15 protein-coding genes and 4 pseudogenes are annotated in these 18,114 nt (G+C 65.5%); 11 read left to right on the forward strand and 8 right to left on the reverse strand.

From position 1 onward, the window contains the following. Positions 1-33 precede the first annotated feature (33 nt). A pseudogene (gene xseA / locus GT370_RS03615) lies at positions 34-1,516 on the reverse strand (exodeoxyribonuclease VII large subunit). Between the two features lie 49 nt (positions 1,517-1,565). Here xseA and purD point away from each other — a divergent pair. Next, complete coding sequence (gene purD, locus GT370_RS03620) at positions 1,566-2,837, forward strand: phosphoribosylamine--glycine ligase (protein ID WP_008493164.1); 1,272 nt, start codon at positions 1,566-1,568, stop codon at positions 2,835-2,837. A gap of 136 nt (positions 2,838-2,973) precedes the next feature. Here the strand turns inward: purD and GT370_RS03625 are convergent, their stop codons facing one another. Next, the gene (locus tag GT370_RS03625) at positions 2,974-4,116 is read right to left on the reverse strand and encodes an MFS transporter (RefSeq protein ID WP_008493163.1); all 1,143 of its coding nucleotides are present in this window, start codon (positions 4,114-4,116) and stop codon (positions 2,974-2,976) included. Between the two features lie 9 nt (positions 4,117-4,125). Then, complete coding sequence (locus GT370_RS03630; RefSeq protein ID WP_008493162.1) at positions 4,126-5,883, reverse strand: ABC transporter ATP-binding protein; 1,758 nt, start codon at positions 5,881-5,883, stop codon at positions 4,126-4,128. A 64-nt stretch (positions 5,884-5,947) separates the two neighbouring features. On the opposite strand from GT370_RS03630, the gene GT370_RS03635 reads away from it, so the two are divergent. Next, a complete protein-coding gene (locus GT370_RS03635; protein WP_039885026.1) occupies positions 5,948-6,610 on the forward strand; it encodes a tyrosine-protein phosphatase in 663 nt (220 codons plus the stop codon). Positions 6,611-6,734: 124 nt separating this feature from the next. Here the strand turns inward: GT370_RS03635 and GT370_RS03640 are convergent, their stop codons facing one another. From GT370_RS03640 to rfaD, 5 genes and pseudogenes are all read right to left on the reverse strand, one after another. Further along, a complete protein-coding gene (locus GT370_RS03640) occupies positions 6,735-7,622 on the reverse strand; it encodes a hypothetical protein (RefSeq protein ID WP_144052661.1) in 888 nt (295 codons plus the stop codon). After that, a complete protein-coding gene (gene pgeF, locus GT370_RS03645) occupies positions 7,619-8,356 on the reverse strand; it encodes a peptidoglycan editing factor PgeF (protein WP_008493159.1) in 738 nt (245 codons plus the stop codon). Before pgeF ends, GT370_RS03640 begins: the two co-directional genes overlap by 4 nt. After that, the gene (locus GT370_RS03650) at positions 8,353-9,246 is read right to left on the reverse strand and encodes a class I SAM-dependent methyltransferase (RefSeq protein ID WP_035178909.1); all 894 of its coding nucleotides are present in this window, start codon (positions 9,244-9,246) and stop codon (positions 8,353-8,355) included. The genes pgeF and GT370_RS03650 overlap by 4 nt, the downstream gene beginning before the upstream one ends. Before the next feature lie 23 nt (positions 9,247-9,269). Continuing rightward, positions 9,270-10,126 (reverse strand): annotated as a pseudogene (lgt, locus tag GT370_RS03655) (prolipoprotein diacylglyceryl transferase). Beyond that, positions 10,123-11,106, reverse strand: coding sequence for an ADP-glyceromanno-heptose 6-epimerase (rfaD, locus tag GT370_RS03660; RefSeq protein ID WP_008493156.1), 984 nt, complete (start codon positions 11,104-11,106; stop codon positions 10,123-10,125). The pseudogene lgt and the gene rfaD overlap by 4 nt, the downstream one beginning before the upstream one ends. A gap of 45 nt (positions 11,107-11,151) precedes the next feature. On the opposite strand from rfaD, the gene GT370_RS03665 reads away from it, so the two are divergent. The 9 genes and pseudogenes from GT370_RS03665 to ahpF all read left to right on the forward strand — a co-directional run bounded on the left by GT370_RS03665 (position 11,152) and on the right by ahpF (position 18,113). Next, complete coding sequence (locus GT370_RS03665) at positions 11,152-11,412, forward strand: accessory factor UbiK family protein (protein ID WP_008493155.1); 261 nt, start codon at positions 11,152-11,154, stop codon at positions 11,410-11,412. Next, the gene (locus GT370_RS20720; protein WP_333490014.1) at positions 11,396-11,833 is read left to right on the forward strand and encodes a class I SAM-dependent methyltransferase; all 438 of its coding nucleotides are present in this window, start codon (positions 11,396-11,398) and stop codon (positions 11,831-11,833) included. The genes GT370_RS03665 and GT370_RS20720 overlap by 17 nt, the downstream gene beginning before the upstream one ends. Then, positions 11,830-12,063 carry a hypothetical protein gene (locus GT370_RS20725; protein WP_333490015.1) on the forward strand — a complete coding sequence of 78 codons (234 nt, stop codon included), beginning with the start codon at positions 11,830-11,832 and terminating at the stop codon, positions 12,061-12,063. The genes GT370_RS20720 and GT370_RS20725 overlap by 4 nt, the downstream gene beginning before the upstream one ends. 99 nt (positions 12,064-12,162) lie before the next feature. Next, the gene (gene sdhC, locus GT370_RS03675) at positions 12,163-12,600 is read left to right on the forward strand and encodes a succinate dehydrogenase, cytochrome b556 subunit (protein ID WP_008493153.1); all 438 of its coding nucleotides are present in this window, start codon (positions 12,163-12,165) and stop codon (positions 12,598-12,600) included. A gap of 5 nt (positions 12,601-12,605) precedes the next feature. Next, positions 12,606-13,013 (forward strand): succinate dehydrogenase, hydrophobic membrane anchor protein, encoded by a 408-nt coding sequence (gene sdhD, locus GT370_RS03680; protein ID WP_008493152.1) that lies wholly within the window; start codon positions 12,606-12,608, stop codon positions 13,011-13,013. A 12-nt stretch (positions 13,014-13,025) separates the two neighbouring features. Further along, positions 13,026-14,839 (forward strand): annotated as a pseudogene (gene sdhA / locus GT370_RS03685) (succinate dehydrogenase flavoprotein subunit). Positions 14,840-14,854: 15 nt separating this feature from the next. Beyond that, positions 14,855-15,637 (forward strand): succinate dehydrogenase iron-sulfur subunit, encoded by a 783-nt coding sequence (locus GT370_RS03690; protein WP_008493150.1) that lies wholly within the window; start codon positions 14,855-14,857, stop codon positions 15,635-15,637. A 213-nt stretch (positions 15,638-15,850) separates the two neighbouring features. Beyond that, a pseudogene (gene ahpC / locus GT370_RS03695) lies at positions 15,851-16,413 on the forward strand (alkyl hydroperoxide reductase subunit C). Positions 16,414-16,532: 119 nt separating this feature from the next. Next, positions 16,533-18,113, forward strand: a complete 1,581-nt coding sequence (gene ahpF, locus GT370_RS03700) for an alkyl hydroperoxide reductase subunit F (RefSeq protein WP_008493148.1) — start codon at positions 16,533-16,535, stop codon at positions 18,111-18,113. Position 18,114: the final 1 nt, after the last annotated feature.

Genomic DNA, 18,114 nt, shown 5'->3' on the forward strand with positions numbered 1-18,114 from the left:
TTTGGCGCGCGCGCGGGGCCGGTTCAAGCTTTATCAAAGCCCGAGATCGAGCTGATCGGGCTTGGGCGCGGCGCCGGCTTTCACCTCCACCTTGCCATCGGCGAAGCGCAGCCGCAGCGCCGCGCCGGGTTTCACCGCGGCGGCGCTGGTCACGGCCTCGCCCTTGGACGTGGTGACGAGCGCGAAGCCGCGCGCCAGAACCCGTTCATAAGAGGCACTCTCCAGCCGGGCGGTGGCATTATAGAGCCGGGTGGAGGCTTCCTTCAGCCGGGCCGGCAGCGGCACTTGCAGCCGGTGGGCGGCCAGCGCCAGGGCGGCCTGGCGCGGCTGGAGCTGGCCCTGAGGCGGCGGCAGGCGGTGAGCGGTGGCATCCAGCCGGCGCTGGGCGGTGCGCAGCAGGGCGGGCAGGCCGATGGCGAGGCGATGGCCGAGGAGATCAACCTTGCCCTTGAGCCCGACCAGAATGTCGCGCGGGTGGCGCAGCACTTGGCGCTCCAACCGGGCGCGGCGGCCTGCCATGTAGTTGGGCAGGGCCAGGGCATGGCGCTCGGTGCGGTCATCCAGCCGCTGGCGGGCGGTGTTCAGCATCGTCGGCAGGTCCGGCAGGCGCGCGGCGGCGCGTTCCAGCCCGTTCGCGGCCTGGGTGGTGTGGCGGGCCATCGCCCCTTGCAGGCGGGCGGCGCGCTGGGCGAGGTCGGCCAGCAGCTCAAGCCGCGCCGGCACCGCCATCTCGGCGGCGGCGGTGGGGGTGGGGGCGCGGCGGTCCGAGGCGAAATCGATCAGCGTCGTGTCCGTCTCATGGCCGACGGCGGAGATCAGCGGGATGCGGCTGGCGGCGGCGGCGCGCACCACGATTTCCTCGTTGAAGGCCATCAGATCCTCCAGGCTGCCGCCGCCGCGCGCGACGATCAGCACGTCGGGCTGCGGAAAGCCGGGGGGAGGTTGTTGAAGCCCTCGATGGCGGCGGCGATCTTCTCCGCCGCCCCCTCGCCCTGCACCGGCACCGGCCACAGCAGCAACTGGCGGGGAAAGCGCCGGGCGATGGTGGTTTTGATGTCCTGCAGCACTGCCCCCTGGGCGGAGGTGACGAGGCCGATGATTGTGGGCAGCATCGGCAAGGCCCGCCGGCGCTCGAACAGCCCTCGGCCTGGAGCTTCGCCTTCAGCATCTCGATTCGCGCCAGCAGCGCGCCGGCCCCGGCATATTCCAGCTTCTCGACGATCAGCTGATATTCGGAACGCTCCGGATAGGAGGTGATGCGCCCGGTGGCGATGACCTCCAGCCCGTTTTCGGCCTTCAGCCCCACGCGCGGCACCACGCCTTTCCAGATGATGCCCCGGATTTTCGCACTCTCATCCTTGAGCGCGAAATATTGGTGGCCGGAGCCATAGGCCTTGAATTCGGTGATCTCGCCGCGCACCCGTACCCGGCCGAACGAGCCCTCCAGCGTGCGTTTGACCGCCCCGGCCAGCTCGGAGACGGAAAATTCAGGCGTATTGGTCACGGATTCACTCATGCGCGCAGATTATGATACAGCGCCCCCCGGTAACAGAGGGGTTTGCGAGATGCGGGTATTGATCATCGGTTCGGGCGGACGGGAACACGCGCTGGCCTGGGCGATCGCCAAGAGCCCGCTGCTGACGAAACTCTATGTCGCCCCTGGCAATCCGGGCACCGCGACGCTGGCCGAGAACGTGCCCCTGCGCGCCCTGGACGTCGAGGGCATCGTGAAATTCGCCCTGGAACAGAAGATCGATTTGGTGGTGCCGGGGCCGGAAGCGCCTTTGGTGGCCGGGGTGGCGGATGCGCTGGCGGCGGCCGGCATCGCCTGTTTCGGGCCTTCGGCGGCGGCGGCGCAGCTGGAGGGCAGCAAGATCTTCACCAAAGAGGTGGCGGATGCCGCGAAGATCCCCACCGCCGCCTGGGAGAAATTCACCGACGCCGAGGCCGCGCACGACTATCTGGACGAGGTTGGCGCGCCGATCGTGATCAAGGCGGACGGGCTGGCGGCGGGCAAGGGCGTTGTCGTCGCCACCACGCTGGAGGAGGCGCACGAGGCCGTCACCGCCATCATGGAGGACAAGGTGCATGGCGCCGCCGGGGCCTCGGTGGTGATCGAGCAATGCCTGGTGGGTGAGGAGATTTCCGTGTTCGCGCTGTGCGATGGCGAGGATGCTTTGTTCTTCGGCGCGGCGGCTGACCATAAGCGCGTCGGCGAGGGCGATACCGGCCCGAATACCGGCGGCATGGGGGCGATTTTCAATCCGCCCTGGGCGACGCGGGAGGTTCTGGGCCGGGCGATGGAGGAAACCGTGCGTCCGGCGCTGAAGGAGATGGTGCGCCGGGGCACGCCGTTCCGGGGCTTCCTGTTCGCCGGGCTGATGGTGGAGGCGGATGGGCCGAAGCTGATCGAATATAATGTCCGTTTCGGCGACCCTGAATGCGAGACGGTGCTGCCGATGCTCTCTTCTGACCTACTGACCGCGTTGAAGGCGGCGGCGGAGGGGCGGCTTTCTGAGGTAAAGGCGGAATTCGCGGCGGGCGGCTCGGCGACGGTGGTGATGTGCGCCAAGGGTTATCCCGGCGCCTATGCCACGGGCAGCGAGATTTACGGGCTGGACGAGGCGGGTGCGGTGGAGGGTGTGACCATCTTCCATGCCGGGACGATGGCGGACCAGGGCGGGATTCTCGCCAATGGCGGCCGGGTGCTGGCGGTGAATGCGGTCGGCGTGGACCTGAAACAGGCGCTGGGCCGGGCCTATGAGGCGATCGGGCGGTTGGACTGGGAGGATGGGTTCTGCCGGCGGGATATCGGGCGCAGGGCTGTGGGAATCTAACAAAAGTTTTTGGGGTGTGGGGACCTTTTTCAAAAAGTCCCCACGAAGGCCTGGGGTGTTGGCAACGCCGTGGCACACGCCCCGGCCTCTTCGCCGCTTTTTTGAAAAAAAGCGGCACCAAAAAACTTTTATAACTTCAGGCCAGATGTTGCTGGCTGGCCCCCGCCCGCAGCAGCGCCACCAGCCCGACCACCGCCACCAGCGCCAGCCCCAGCGCGAAGCCGGTGGCCCCCAATATGCTCATGCACAAGCCCAGCAGCGGCGGGCCGGCGATGCCGCCCAGCGTGTACACCACCATCGACAGCGACATCGCGCTGGCCAGCCCCAGCCCGGCATAGCGCGAGGCCAGGAACACGATGCCCAGCGTGAACATCCCGCCCTGCGCCATGCCCCAGACGAACAGCCACGGCCACAGGCCCTGGTGCAGCGGCAACGCCAGCCCCAGCGGCATGATCGCCATGATGATCGCCGTGGCGTCGCGCAATTTATTGCGGTCCATATGGTCGGCCAGCACGCCGAGCCCGATGGCGCCCGCCGCCGCGCCCGCCTGCACCGCCGCCGCCATCAAGGCGGAGAGATGCACGGAAAACCCGTCCGAGAGACCATAAAGCGGCAGCAAAGAGAGATTGCAGGCCTCGGTGAAGCCCACCAGGAAGATGCCGATGAAGGCCGGGCGCTGATGGCGCAGAATGTCGCGCTGGCGGGCAGGTGTATCCTCGTCCTCATCCTCCGCGCTGGCTTCGCGTCCGGCCAGCAGCAGCAGGCAGGCGGCGAACGCCGTCACCCCGGCACCGAACAGGAAGGGTAGCGCGCCCTGGTTGCCGGCAATGGCGACCAGAGCCGGGCCGAGCGCCATCGAGCAGCCCAGGATCAGTTCGTACACCCCCGTGAGGCGCCCGCGCAGATGCGCCGGAAAGGAGCCGTTCATCCAGGTGTCCAGCCCGGCCCAGCGCAGCGCCACCGCGCCGCCCATCACCAGGCAGAGCAGGCTCCAGACCCACACCTTGCCGGTGGCGGCGAAGCCCAGAAACACGAAGATGGTGATGCAAACCCCGGTGAGCACCATGCGCTGCAGCCCGAGCTTGCGGGTGACACGCGGCACAAAGCCGGAAACCGCGAGCAGCCCGACCCAGGGCAGGGCCGAGATGATGCCCACCCAGAAATCATCCACCCCCTTGGCCCGCAGCGCCACCGAGAGCAGCGGCAGGAACATCCAATAGGCACCAGCCGAGAAAAACGCCCCGGCAATGGCGATGGAGAGACGCAGCGCCGCGTTCATGCCGGGCTCTTACGCCGCCAGGGCCTGCGCCCGCACCAGCCGGGCGAAGGCACCGTTCTGGGCGAGCAGATCCTCATGCGTGCCGGTTTCCACCGCCTGGCCGTCGGCCATCACCACGATCTGGTCGGCATCGCGAACGGTGGAGAGGCGGTGTGCCACGACGATGGTGGTGCGCCCGGCGCGCAGCCGCGCCAGGGCGGCCTGCACCAGCGCCTCGCTCTCGGTGTCCAGCGCGCTGGTGGCTTCGTCCAGCAGCAGGATGCGGGGGTTGCGCAGGATGGCCCGGGCGATGGAGACGCGCTGGCGCTGCCCGCCGGAGAGGCGCTGGCCGTTCACCCCGACACGGGTTTTGAAACCCTCCGGCATGTCCTTGATGAAGCCACAAGCGGCGGCCTCGGCGGCCTGGGCCACCTCCGCATCGCTGGCACCTGGGCGGCCGAGGCGGATATTCGCCTCGATGCTGTCATCGAACAAAAGCGCTTCCTGGCCGACATAAGCGATGGCGCCGCGCAAAGAGGTGAGGGTGACGTGGGAGATATCCGCGCCATCCACCAGGATTTCGCCCGCTGAGGGGGTGTAAAGGCGCGGGATCAGCGCCAAAGCCGTGGATTTGCCGGCACCCGAGGCCCCGACCAGGGCCAGCATCTTGCCGGGTGCGGCGGTGAAATCCAGTGATTTCAGGCCGATGCGCCCATCCGGATAGGCAAAGCCGATTTGCCGGAAGCGCACTTCGCCAGGGCCGGCGGGCAGCGCCACCGCGCCTGGGGCATCGGCGATGGCGGCGGGTTCGTCGATCACATCGAACACCCGGATCATTCCCGCCAGCCCTTCCTGGATGGCGGCATTCATCGTCCCCAAAGCGCGCAGCGGGCGGGACATGATCAGCAAGGCGGACATGAAGCCCATGAAGCTGCCAATGCCGGCCCCGCCGGTGGCATTGCGCCAGCCCTCGAAGCCGATGACCAGCGCCACCGCCACGCCGGCCAGCACTTCCAGGATCGGGTCCAGCCGGGCGCGCACGCGGGTCATGCGGATCAGCGCGCGGTAGAGCCCGGTGAAGGTGGCCTCGGCGCGCTGCTGCTCGATCTCTTCCAGCCCGTAGGCGCGCACGGTGCGGGCCTGGGCGAAGCTTTCATTCAGGATGGCCGCCGCCTCGCCCAGCTGCGCCTGCATGCCGCCGGAGGCGCGGCGCATGCGCCGGCCGATGCGGTCGATCGGCATCGCCGCCAGCGGGTAGATGAAGGCGGAGATCAGGCTGAGCTGCCAATCGATCACGAACATCGAGACCACGAGCCCGACGACGGTGGTGGCATCCGCCACCGCGTTCACCGCGCGGGTCATCGCATCGCGGATCACGGTGGCATCGGTGGTGAAGCGTGTGGCGAGCTGGGCCGGGGCCTCGCGTTCCACCCGCGCCAGGGCGGCGTTGGTGAGATGGCCGAACATGGAAACCTGCAGCCGGCGGATGACCAGCAGCACCATGTCCTGCGTCATCACCGCCTGCAGGTACATCGAGCTGCCCTTCACGGCGGTGACGGCCAGCACCATCAGCGGCACCTGGTAGAGGATGCGCTTATCCTTGTCCGCGAACAGGTCGAACGCCCATTTGATGATGATCGGGTAGAGCGCGGTGGTGGCCGAAAGCGCCAGCGTGGCGGCGACGATCAGCGCGATCCGGCCCTTGAAATGCCGCACATGCTCGCGCCAGAGCCGGCGGACCAGGGCAATGGTGGAGGCGTTGGCGGCGGAAATCGGGGCTTTGCTCATGGCGGCGTGGTTAAGCACAGTTTGGGCCGGCGGAAAAATGCGCTACAGCCCGGGCATGGACACGATCTACAAGGGCGACCTTTCCACCCCCCATGGCCGGCGCAATGCCTGGGTGGATGCGCTGTTTGTCGACCACGCCTTTCTGCGCATCTTCTGGACCAATTTCGCGCCGGTGGTGCCGGGTGTGCTGTATCGCTCCAATCACCCAACCCCGGGCAATCTGCGCCGGTTCAAGGAGAAGGTGGGGCTGAAGAGCCTGATCAATCTGCGCGGCCAGGCGAAGAACGGCTCCGATGCGCTCTCGCGCGAGGAAGCGCGCCGGCTGGGGCTGGATTTCTACGACATGGCTTTCGAGTCCCGTGGCGCCCCGCATAAGGACCGGATTTTGCGGCTGGCCCAGATTGTCGAGACCATGCGCGGGCCGGCGCTGATCCATTGCAAATCCGGCGCGGACCGGGCGGGGCTGGCGGCGGGGCTGTTCATTCTGATCAAAGGTGGCACGGTGGGGCAGGCGATGGGGCAGCTCTCGCTGCGCTTTGGCCATATCAAGCAGTCCAAGACCGGGATTTTGGACGCCTTCTTTGAGCTTTATCGGCGCACGGGCGAGGGGCGCAAGCCATTCCTGGACTGGGTGCGCGAGGATTATGACGAGGCCGAGCTGCGGGCGGCGTTCAAGGCCGGGCAGGTGGCGGAGTTTATCAACGGGAAGATTCTGGGGAGAGAATAGCAAAAGTTTTTGGTGCAGCTTTTTTCAAAAAGCTGCGAAAGACCGCGACGTGGGGCAATTGCGGTGCCACAACCCCAAACGTTTTACGGCCCTTTTTGAAAAAAGGGCCGCACCCCAAAAACTTTTAGTTTTTTGGCGCTGCGCTGGGCTTGGTGGCCTTCTTCAAAATTTCATTCTGCACCACGTTCTGGATGCCACCCGCCGCCTCCTGCGTCGCCGCCGCCGCGACATCGCCCCAATAAGGCGCCATGTCCGAGGGCTTCAGCGCATGGATCTGCGTGACCTGGCCGATCACCCGGTCATTCACATCCCGCACCACCCAGGTCAGCTGCACCTCATCCTCGCCCTGGCCCGCCGGGGTCGCCTTGACCGTGCCGGTGACGGTGAAATCGGCGGTTTTCTTGTCCTTCACCAGGATCAGATCGGGGCCGGGCAGGGCGTGCGCCAGATCGGTCGGCAGCGCGGTGTCGCCATCGCCCGGCGCGCCGGTGACGCCGGCGATGAAGATGCGCGGCGTGCGGTTTTCCAGCGATTGCGGATTGCTCTGCTGAATATCGGCATTGATCCCGGCCATCAGCTTGGACAGGCCCGGTGCCGCCGCCTTCGCCGCCGCGTCCAGCGTCCCGGGATCGCCGTTCGACCAGCCCTGGGCGGAGACCGGCGCGCCGGTCTGGTGCCCGTAGATCTTCTTGTCCGGCCCGACCACCGCATAGGCGGGCACCACGCTCGCACCCTCCAGCTTGGCGGTGACATCAAGATGCCAGTTCAGCGTCTGCGCCGGGCCGGCGACGCTCGGCACGTCATAATCCGCCAGCTCGGTGGCGAGGTCCTTGGCGTAGAGCTGGGCCGCATCGTCGCCCAGCAGGGCTTGGCCGGGCGCGGGCACGAACAGCACCGGGGCCGGCGGGATCGAAAGCCGGGCGCCGGCCGGGCCGGGATTGCCATAGAACGGTTCGGGCAGCGTGCCGCATCCGGCCAAAGCGAGAGCGAGGAGAAGGGAGGCGCGTTTCATGAGCATATGACCGAAAGCTGATGGCCCGTGGCGGGCGCCTGCCGCAAGGTCTTGCGGCGATAGGAAAAGAAATTCACCTCATCCGCGCAGGTATCGTGCGGCAGGATTTCGGCGGTGACACCCGCCCGGGCCAGACGCGCGGCGCAATAGCCGGGCAGGTCGAACCAGAAATGGCCTGGGCGGCCGGCGGTGAAGAAACTGGCGGCGGCACGGGATTCATCCAGCACGGCGGCACGCATATCCTCGCCCACCTCGTAGCTGGGTTGATGGATGCAGGGGCCGATGGCGGCCTGCACGCGGACCGCACCGAGACCCCGCAGCGCCATCACGGTCGCTTCCAGTACCCCGGCCAGCGCGCCGCGCCAGCCGGCATGCGCGGCGCCGACAGTGCCATTATCGCCATAAAACAGCACCGGCGCGCAATCGGCGGTGATAATGCCCAGAGCCAGACCGGGCAGGGCGGTGACCAGCGCATCCGCGCTCGGGCCGTCGCCTTCGGCCCAGGGCGTAGTGACATTTGCCACCAAAGCCCCGTGCACCTGTTTCAGCCCCAGCAGCGCGTCACGCTCCACCCCCATGGCTTCAGCGATGCGGCGGCGGTTTTCCCGCACGGCATCGGCGTCATCGGACGAGAAGCTGGCATTCAGGGTGGCATAGTGGCCGGTGGAGACGCCGCCATGGCGGGTGAAGAACCCGTGCCGGGCGGGCAGATCGGCCGTAATGAAATCGGTCATGCGAATCCTGGCAAAGTCGGCAGGTCGGGCGGACAGATTGCCAGCACCTTGAACAGGCTGCCCATCGCCTCCGGCGCCGTCAAGCGCTGCACGGTCAGGCGCAGATCCATCGCCTTCTCCGGATGGCGCTGGGCCAGGCGGTCGCTGCGCTGATAGAGGCCGAGCGAGGTGAGGAAATGATTCTGCTTCACCGGGCCCTGGGACGGGACAGCGCGTTTCAGCGCGCCGAAATCGACATGGGCGGTGAGATCGGCCTCGCCCGGCGCGGCCAGCGGGTCGGCATAGGCGCCGTCACGGATGGCCTGCACGCTCTCCCCGGCGGCACTCTCCGCCGGGCCGTAATCGATGAACAGCCCGACGCCGCCGCGGGCCGACAAAGCCCGCACGAAGTCCAAAGCCGGCTCATTCACCTCGCGCACGCTGCCGATGGGATCGTCCGGCAGGGCGTAGTGGGTGGGGTGTTCGGCATAGGCGCCGTCCGCCACATAGCGCTCCATCCAGCCGGTTTCGCGGCGGATGAACTGGCGCACCGGCAGCGCGTCCAGGAATTCATTGGCGAGCAAAATCAGCGGGCCGTTGGGGATGTCGGCTAAGCTGTCATGCCAGTGCGCATGGGGCACGCGGGCGGCCTGTTCGGCGCGCAAGGCCGGCGAGGTTTCGATGAAATGCACCGAAGGCGCGGGCCATACCCGCAGCGCATCGGCCATCAGCACGCCGCGCCCGGGGCCGGCTTCGGCCAGCATGATGCCCTCCGGCGCGCCCATCAGCTGCCAGACCACTTTCGCCCAGGCGCCGAGCAGCTCGCCGAACACCTGGGTCAGCTCCGGCGCGGTGACGAAATCCTGGCCGAAGCGGCCCTTGGCGTAATAGGCGGCGTTGGCCGCCGCCATGAAGTGGTCGAAACGCTGCGCGCTCACGCTTTGAGGTCAGGCGTTTTGGGGCTGGAAGCTGTGGGTTCGCGCAGGATGGTTTCCCGCGCCGGGCGGGCGAAATACAGGAAGATCAGCCCGGCAATCACCATCGGGATGGAAAGCAGCTGCCCCATCGTGGTGCCGAAGGGCAGGAATCCCAGGAACGGGTCCGGCTCGCGGAAGCACTCGCCGGTGATCCGTGCCAGCCCGTACCCGACCAGGAAGATGCCGGTGAGCGTGCCGGTGCGGGTGCGGATGCGCAAGGAGTTGGCGAAGCACAGCATGATGATGAACAGCGTGATGCCTTCCAGCGAGGCCTCGATCAGCTCCGAAGGGTAGCGCGCCAGCTGATACGGGTCGGCGGGATAGACCATCGCCAGCGGGAAGCCCGGCGGGGCGGCGCGGCCCAGAGCTCACCATTGACGAAATTCGCGCAGCGCCCGAGGAACAGCCCGATCGGCACCGCCACGGCGATGCGGTCGGCAAAGCGGAACGGGTTCAGCCCGTGCTTCCAGCAGAAGCTGAGAATCGCCACGGTGACGCCGAGGAAGCCGCCATGAAAGCTCATCCCGCCATCCCAGACTTCCGGGATCGCCAGTGGATGGGTAAAGAAATAAACCGGCTGGTAGAACAGAACATAGCCGATGCGCCCGCCAAGGATGACGCCGAGCACCGCCCAGGTGAGGAAATCATCCACATGCAGCCCGCTGGCCGCCACCGGCGGGCGGGCCACCATGCGCCGCACCAGCCGCCAGCCCAGCAGCAGCCCGACAATATAGGCCAGGGCGTAATAATGGATGAAAAGCGGGCCGATATGGAACCCTTTGGGGAAGACCGGCAGAATGATCGGGTGGCTCATTTATAGGGATCGGCCTTCAATAGATGGTTCTGGATATAGGCGGTAACGCCCGCTTCCAAAGAGATGAATTGATGATTGAAGCCCAGCGCGCGCATCCGCTGCATCGGCGCCTCGGTGAAGGATTGATACTGCCCGCGCAGCGCCTGCGGCATGTCGACATATTCGATCCGCTCTTCCACCCCGTTGGCGGCGCAGACGGCGCGGGCCAGGTCCGCATAGGTGCGCGCCGTCCCGGTGCCGAGATTATAGATGCCGGCGAGGGAAGGGGTGGTGAGCAGGAATTTCAGCCCCGCCACCACATCGTCCACATGGATGAAATCCCGGCTCTGGGCGCCGTCCGCCAGCTCCGGGCGATCCGATTTGAATAAACGCGCGGGGCCGCCGGCGATGATCTCGTCATGCTTGACCTTCACCACCGAGATCATCTTGCCCTTGTGATATTCATTCGGGCCATAGACATTGAAGAATTTCACCCCGGCCCAGGCCGGCGGGGCGGGGCGGTGGGCGGCGACCTGCCGCAGCGCCCAGAGATCGAAGGCGAGCTTGCTCCAGCCATAGAGATTAAGCGGACGCAGCCGGGCCATCGCGGCGAGGTCGTTATCGTCGCTGAAGCCCTGCGCGCCATCACCATAGGTGGCGGCGGAGGAGGCATAGATGAAACGCACGCCATGCCGCGCGCACCAATTCCACAGCATCTGGCTCAAGCTGACATTGCTGCGCCAGACCAGATCCGCATCGCGCGCCGTGGTCTCGGAGATGGCGCCCATATGCACAATGGCGGAGAGACGCGGGTTGCTGCCGAGCCACGCCTCCAGCGCCTCCGGCGCCACCACATGGGCGGGCGGGTTATGGTAGAGATTGCGCCATTTCTGCCCTTCCTGGCCCAGCCAGTCGGCGATGGCGACCTCCTGCCCGTCGGCGGCGAGCGCCGCGTTGAGATTGGAGCCGATGAAACCCGACCCGCCCGTGACCAAAATCATGCCCGGGTTATATGGACAAGCAGGACAAGCTGGAAGGCCCCGCAGATGATTGAACGACCGAAAATTTTTGACGATCTGGCCGGCGTGGCGGGCGGCGCGATCTCCGCCCTGGCGGGTTTGCGCGAGGAAATGTCGGCGCTGGCCAAGGCGCGGGTGGAAGAGGCGCTGCGGCGGATGGATCTGGTCCGGCGCGACGAGTTCGACGCGATGGCCGAGCTGGCCCGCCGTGCCCGCGAGCAGGCGGATGCGCTGGAGAAACGCGTCGCGGCACTTGAGCTGGCCGGCAAGGATGGCGCCGAGCCTTAAAGAGGTGGCGCCGGAGGGCTTCATCACCGCCCAGCTCGCGATCGGGCGGGCGGCGTTGGTGCCTGAGATCCGGCTTTATCTGGCCAGCGCGCTGACGCCGCTCTGGCAGGCGACGGAGGCGTTTCTCGCCGAACAGAATATCGCCCCGCCTTACTGGGCCTTCGCCTGGCCCGGCTCGGAGGCGTTGGCACTGTATATAATGCAGCATCCGGAGCTGGTGCGGGGCAAGCGGGTGCTGGATTTCGCCGCTGGCTCCGGGCTGGCCGGCATCGCCGCCGCGCTGGCGGGCGCGCAAAGTGTGGAAGCCGCCGAGATCGACCCGATGGCGCAGGCGGCGATTACCCTGAACGCGGCGTTGAACGGGGTGGAGATCAGCCTCAGCCCGGCAATGTGGTGGGGCAGGCGGGCGATTGGGACGTGATCATCGCCGGGGATATATGTTACGAAAGCGCGATGGCGGCGACGATCATGCCCTGGCTGCGTGGCTTGGCAAAATGCAAGATAGTTCTGCTCGCCGACCCTGGACGGCGCTACCGTCCGGCCGATCCAGGTGAGATTTTGGCGCGTTTTGAGGTGCCGACCAGCCTGGAATTGGAAGATTCGACCACAAGACAGGTTTGTTTATACGCGATTTCCTCTGGTCTGGATTGAACAGAGCAGAGTTTCGTTCCGAATCGTTGACCGCCCCATTCATGGGGACTAAGCACCTGCAACATAATATGGCTGCACTGACCTGAGAGAAAGGTTCCCATGAAGGATGTCCGCGAAGCCCTGATGATAGGGCGCAATTCCGAGGGTAAGCTGGTCCGCCGGCCAGTTTCTCCCTTTATGCTGGGCAGCGCCTATCGCTTCCAGATGTCGTCGCTCTCCTCCATCCTGCATCGCATCACCGGGTGCGCGCTGGGTGCCGGGACGATTTTGATGACGCTGTGGCTGGTCTGCGCCGCCTCCGGTGATGGGGCCTTTTCGATCATTCAGGCGATCTGGGCCTCCTGGATCGGCATGCTGATCCTGTTCGGCTTCACCGTGGCGCTGTTTTACCATTTCTGCAACGGCATCCGCCATCTGGCCTGGGATTCGGGCAAGGGCTTCGAGCTGCCGGACATGCACCGCAACGGCAAGCTGGTGTTCGCGGGCACGGTGGCCCTCACCGTGCTGTTCTGGGTCGTTGCCCTTCTGGTGTGGTGAGAGATATGAGCACGCAAGACAAATCCCCCTCGATCACCATGCGCCGCAGCCAGCTGGGCCGGGCGCGTGGCCTTGGTTCCGCCAAGCATGGCGCCGCCCATTGGTGGGCGGAGCGCGTCACCTCCGTGGCGCTGCTGCCGCTCTCGCTCTATTTCGTGGTCTCGGTGATCATGCTGCTGGGCGCTGACGCCCACGCCATGCACGCTTACATGGCCGAGCCCTGGAACAGCGCGCTGTTCCTCGCCCTCATCATCATCATGTTCTACCATCTCTCGATGGGGCTGCAGGTGGTGGTCGAGGATTATGTGCCGAACGAGGCCAAGCGGTTGCTGATGGTCATGGTGCTGAAAGGCATCATCATCTTCCTGGCCCTGGCCTCCGCCGTTTCCGTCCTTAAGCTCGCCCTTTCCTGAACGAGGCGTAATATGAACGCGATCAGCAAGCCCTCTTTCGGGGCGTATAACATCATTGACCATACGTACGATGTCGTGGTCGTCGGCGCCGGCGGCTCGGGGCTGCGGACCACTTTGGGCATGGGTGCCGCCGGTCTGAAGACCGCCTGCATCACCAAGGTCTTCCCACCCGCTCGCACACCGTGGCGGCGCAGGGCGGCATTTCCGCCGCTTTGGCCAATATGGGCGCGGATGATTGGCGCTGGCACATGTATGACACCGTGAAGGGGTCCGACTGGCTGGGCGACCAGGATGCCATCGAATATCTCTGCCGCGAGGCGGTGCCCGCGATTCGCGAGCTGGAGCATTTCGGCATGCCCTTCTCGCGCACCGAGGACGGCAAGATCTATCAGCGCCCCTTCGGCGGCCATATGCAGGATTACGGCAATGGCGAGCCGGCGATGCGCGCCTGCGCCGCCGCTGACCGCACCGGCCACGCCATGCTGCACACGCTCTATCAGCAGAGCCTGAAGCACGAGGTCGAGTTCTTCGTGGAATATTTTGCGCTCGACCTGATCATGGACGAGGAAGGGGCTTGCCGTGGCGTGATGGCCTGGTGCCTGGAAGATGGCAGCATGCACCGCTTCCGCGCCCAGACCGTGGTGCTGGCCACCGGCGGCTATGGCCGCGCCTATCTCTCCTGCACCTCCGCCCATACCTGCACCGGTGATGGCGGCGGCATGGCGCTGCGCGCCGGGCTGGCGGTTCAGGACATGGAGTTCGTGCAGTTCCACCCGACCGGCATTTTCCCGGCTGGCTGCCTGATCACCGAGGGCGCGCGCGGCGAGGGCGGCTATCTCACCAACTCCGAGGGCGAGCGCTTCATGGAGCGCTATGCGCCGTCCGCCAAGGATCTGGCCTCGCGCGACGTGGTCTCCCGCTCGATGACCATCGAGATCAATGAAGGCCGCGGCGTGGGTCCGAACAAGGACCATATCCTGCTGCATCTCGAGCATCTCGGCGCCGACATTCTGCATGAGCGCCTGCCGGGCATTTCCGAAACCGCGCGCGTGTTCGCCGGGGTGGATGTGACCAAGGAAGCCATCCCGGTGCTGCCGACCGTGCATTACAACATGGGCGGTATCCCGACGAACTATCACGCCGAAGTGCTGCGCCCGACGCCTGAGAACCCCGATGCGGTGGTACCCGGCCTGATGGCTGTGGGCGAGGCAGCCTGTGTGTCCGTGCATGGCGCCAACCGTCTGGGCACCAACTCGCTGCTGGATCTGGTGGTGTTCGGCCGTGCCGCCGGGCATCGCGCCGCCGCGACGATCAAGCCCGGCGCCGCGCAGCCGAACCTGCCGGCCGGCGCTGGCGAGGCCTCGCTGGCCCGCTTCGATGCCACCCGCTACGCCAAGGGCGGCACCAAGGTGGCGGAACTGCGCGACCAGCTGCAGCGGACCATGCAGTCCCACGCCGCGGTGTTCCGCAACTCCAAGTCGCTCACCGAGGGTGTCGACAAGATGGAGAAGCTCTGGGCCGGCATGTCCGACATGAAGGTTCAGGACGCGTCCCTGATCTGGAACTCCGACCTCATGGAGGCGCTGGAGCTGCAGAACCTCATGGGCAATGCGGTGGCCACCATGGTTGGCGCCGAAGCCCGCAAGGAGAGCCGTGGCGCCCAGGCGCATGACGATTTCCCCGAGCGCGACGACCATGAATGGATGAAGCATACGGTCGCGTATGTGGCAGATGACGGCAAGGTGGCGCTGAGCTACCGCCCGGTGAAGATGCAGACCCTCACCAACGAGGTGTCCGTGTTCCCGCCGAAGAAGCGCGTTTACTAAGGGGAGATCAGGAAGATGGCTGAATTCAAGCTTCCCGCGAATTCCAAGATCGGCACCGGCAAGACCTACAAGGCCGAGGCTGGTGCCAAGCGGGTGAAATCCTTCCAGGTCTATCGCTGGAACCCGGATGACGGGAAAAACCCGGTGATGGACACCTATGAGGTGGATCTCGATAAATGCGGGCCGATGGTGCTCGACGCGATCATCAAGATCAAGAACGAGATCGACAGCTCGCTGACCTTCCGCCGCTCCTGCCGCGAAGGCATTTGCGGCTCCTGCGCGATGAACATCGACGGCACCAACACCCTGGCCTGCCTGAAGCCGATCGCGGAGGTGAAGGGCGATGTGAAGATCACCCCGCTGCCGCATATGCCGGTGGTGAAGGATCTGGTGCCGGATCTCTCCCAGCCTTACGCGCAGCTGCGCTCGATCGAACCCTGGCTGCAGTCCGACACACCGGCCCCGCCGGATGAGGAGCGCTTGCAGTCCAAAGAAGAGCGCGCCGAGCTGGATGGTCTGTGGGAGTGTATTCTGTGCTTCTGCTGCTCCACCTCCTGCCCGAGCTATTGGTGGAATGGCGACCGTTATCTCGGCCCGGCCGTGTTGCTGCAGGCTTATCGCTGGATCGCGGATAGCCGCGACGAGGCGACCGGCAAGCGTCTGGATGCGCTGGAGGATCCGTTCAAGCTGTATCGCTGCCACACGATCATGAACTGCACCCAGACCTGCCCGAAGGGTCTGAACCCGGCCAAGGCGATCGGCAAGATCAAGCAGCTGATGCTGGAACGCCAGGCGTAAGAGTTAGAACACCGTCCAGGAGAGCAAAGGCCCGGCCACAAGCCGGGCCTTTTTGTTTGCAAAAGTTTTTGGGGAGCGGGGCATCCGGCCTTGGTCTTATTCCCGATGATCGATCCACTCGATCATCGCGTCACATAAAATCAATTTCCTGGATAAGAGATTTATGTCTACATAGCTCACGTTGCGATGCAGCAAACCCAAAAGGAGCTAAGTATGTCTCTGATCAACACCGAAGTGAAACCCTTCACCGCCCAGGCCTTCCATGGTGGCAAATTCATCACCGTGAGCGATGCCGACCTCAAGGGGAAGTGGTCTGTGGTGTTCTTCTACCCGGCTGATTTCACCTTCGTCTGCCCGACCGAGCTGGAAGACCTGGCCGACAATTATGTCGAGTTCAAAAATCTGGGCGTTGAGATCTACGCGGTTTCCACCGACACGCATTTCTCCCACAAGGCCTGGCACGACAGCTCGGACGCGATCAACAAGATCGATTACCCGATGGTGGGCGACCCGACCCATGTGATCTCGCGCAATTTCGACGTGCTGATCGAGGAGGCCGGCCTGGCTGATCGCGGCACCTTCGTGATCGACCCGAGGGCAAGATCCAGATCGTCGAGATCACCGCCGGTGGCATTGGCCGCGACGCCAAGGAGCTGCTGCGCAAGGTCAAGGCCGCGCAATATGTCGCCGCCCACCCCGGTGAGGTCTGCCCGGCCAAGTGGCAGGAAGGCGAAAAGACGCTTGCCCCGTCGCTCGACCTCGTCGGCAAGATCTGATTGTTGACCCGCCCCCGCCGGGCTTCCGGCGGGGGCACCCAAAAATTATTCAGGCGACGCGCGGCTGTGCGGATGATCCCGGCCCACGCGCCTTTAGTCTCGAAGCAATGGAGCACCCCATGTTGGACGACAGCCTCAAAGGCCAGTTGAAGACCTATCTCGCCCGGATGCCGGAGCCGATCGAACTGGTGGCGTCGCTCGATGACGGCGCGCTGTCAAAGGAAATGCGCGGCCTGCTGGAGGATATCTCCGCGCAGAGCGAGAAGATCACGCTGAAGCTGGATGGCGCCGATGCGCGGGTGCCCTCCTTCGAAATCCGCAAAGCGGGTGCGGCGCGCGGCGTGCGCTTCGCCGGCTTGCCGATGGGCCATGAATTCACCTCGCTCGTGCTGGCCCTGCTGCAGACCGGCGGGTACCCGCCGAAGATCGCGCCGGAAGTGATCGCGCAGATCAAGGAGATCAACGGCGAGTTTCACTTCACCACCTATTTCTCGCAATCCTGCCAGAACTGCCCGGATGTGGTGCAGGCGCTGAACCTGCTCGCCATCCTCAACCCCGGCATCACCCATGTCGCCGTCGATGGCGCGGCCTTCCAGGATGAGGTGAAGGCCGAGAAGGTGATGGCGGTGCCGACGATCAAGCTCAACGGCGAGGCTTTCGGCCAAGGCCGCATGGAGATCGAGCAGATCATCGCCAAGCTGGATAGCGGGGCGGTGGCGCGCGAGGCGGCCAATCTCTCCGCCAAGGAGCCGTTCGAGGTGTTGGTGGTGGGTGCCGGCCCGGCCGGCGCGGCGGCGGCGATCTATGCGGCGCGCAAGGGGATTCGCACCGGCCTGCTGGCGGAGCGCTTTGGCGGCCAGGTGCTGGATACGATGGCGATTGAGAATTTCATCTCTGTGCCGCATACCGAAGGCCCCAAACTGGCGGCAGCACTTGAGCAGCATACGCGCGATTATGAGGTGGACATCATGAAGGGGCAGCTTGCCTCCGCGATTGTTCCGCCGGCGCATAAAGGCGGCCTGTTCGAGGTGAAACTCGCAAGCGGCGCCTCGGTGAAATCGAAATCTCTGGTGCTCGCCCCCGGCGCGCGCTGGCGCACGATGAACGTGCCCGGCGAGGCGGAATACCGCAACAAGGGTGTGGCTTATTGCCCGCATTGCGATGGTCCCTTGTTCAAGGGCAAGCGCGTCGCGGTGATCGGCGGTGGTAATTCCGGGGTGGAAGCGGCGATCGATCTGGCCGGGCTGGTCAGCCATGTCACGCTGATCGAGTTCGATGGCCAGTTGCGTGCCGATGCGGTGCTGCAGGCGAAGCTGAAGAGCCTGCCGAATGCCAGCATCATCACCTCCGCCAAGACCACCGAAGTGCATGGCGATGGCGAGAAGGTTGTTGGCCTGTCCTATGAGGATCGCAAGAGCGGCGAGGTGCATCGGCTGGCGCTGGACGGCATCTTCGTGCAGATCGGGCTGGTGCCGAACACGGAATGGCTGAAGGGCGCGCTGGCGCTGACATCGCGCGGTGAGATCGAGATCGATGTGCGCGGCGAGACCTCGCTGGCCGGGGTGTTCGCGGCGGGGGATGCGACCATCGTGCCCTATAAGCAGATCATCATCGCCGCCGGGGAAGGGGCGAAGGCGGCTTTGTCCGCATTCGATTATTTGATCCGTCTGGCGCCTGAGGTGGCGGTGGCGGCCGAATAAA

The sequence above is a fragment of the Acidocella sp. MX-AZ03 genome (assembly GCF_027626035.1).
Lineage (GTDB): Bacteria > Pseudomonadota > Alphaproteobacteria > Acetobacterales > Acetobacteraceae > Acidocella > Acidocella facilis.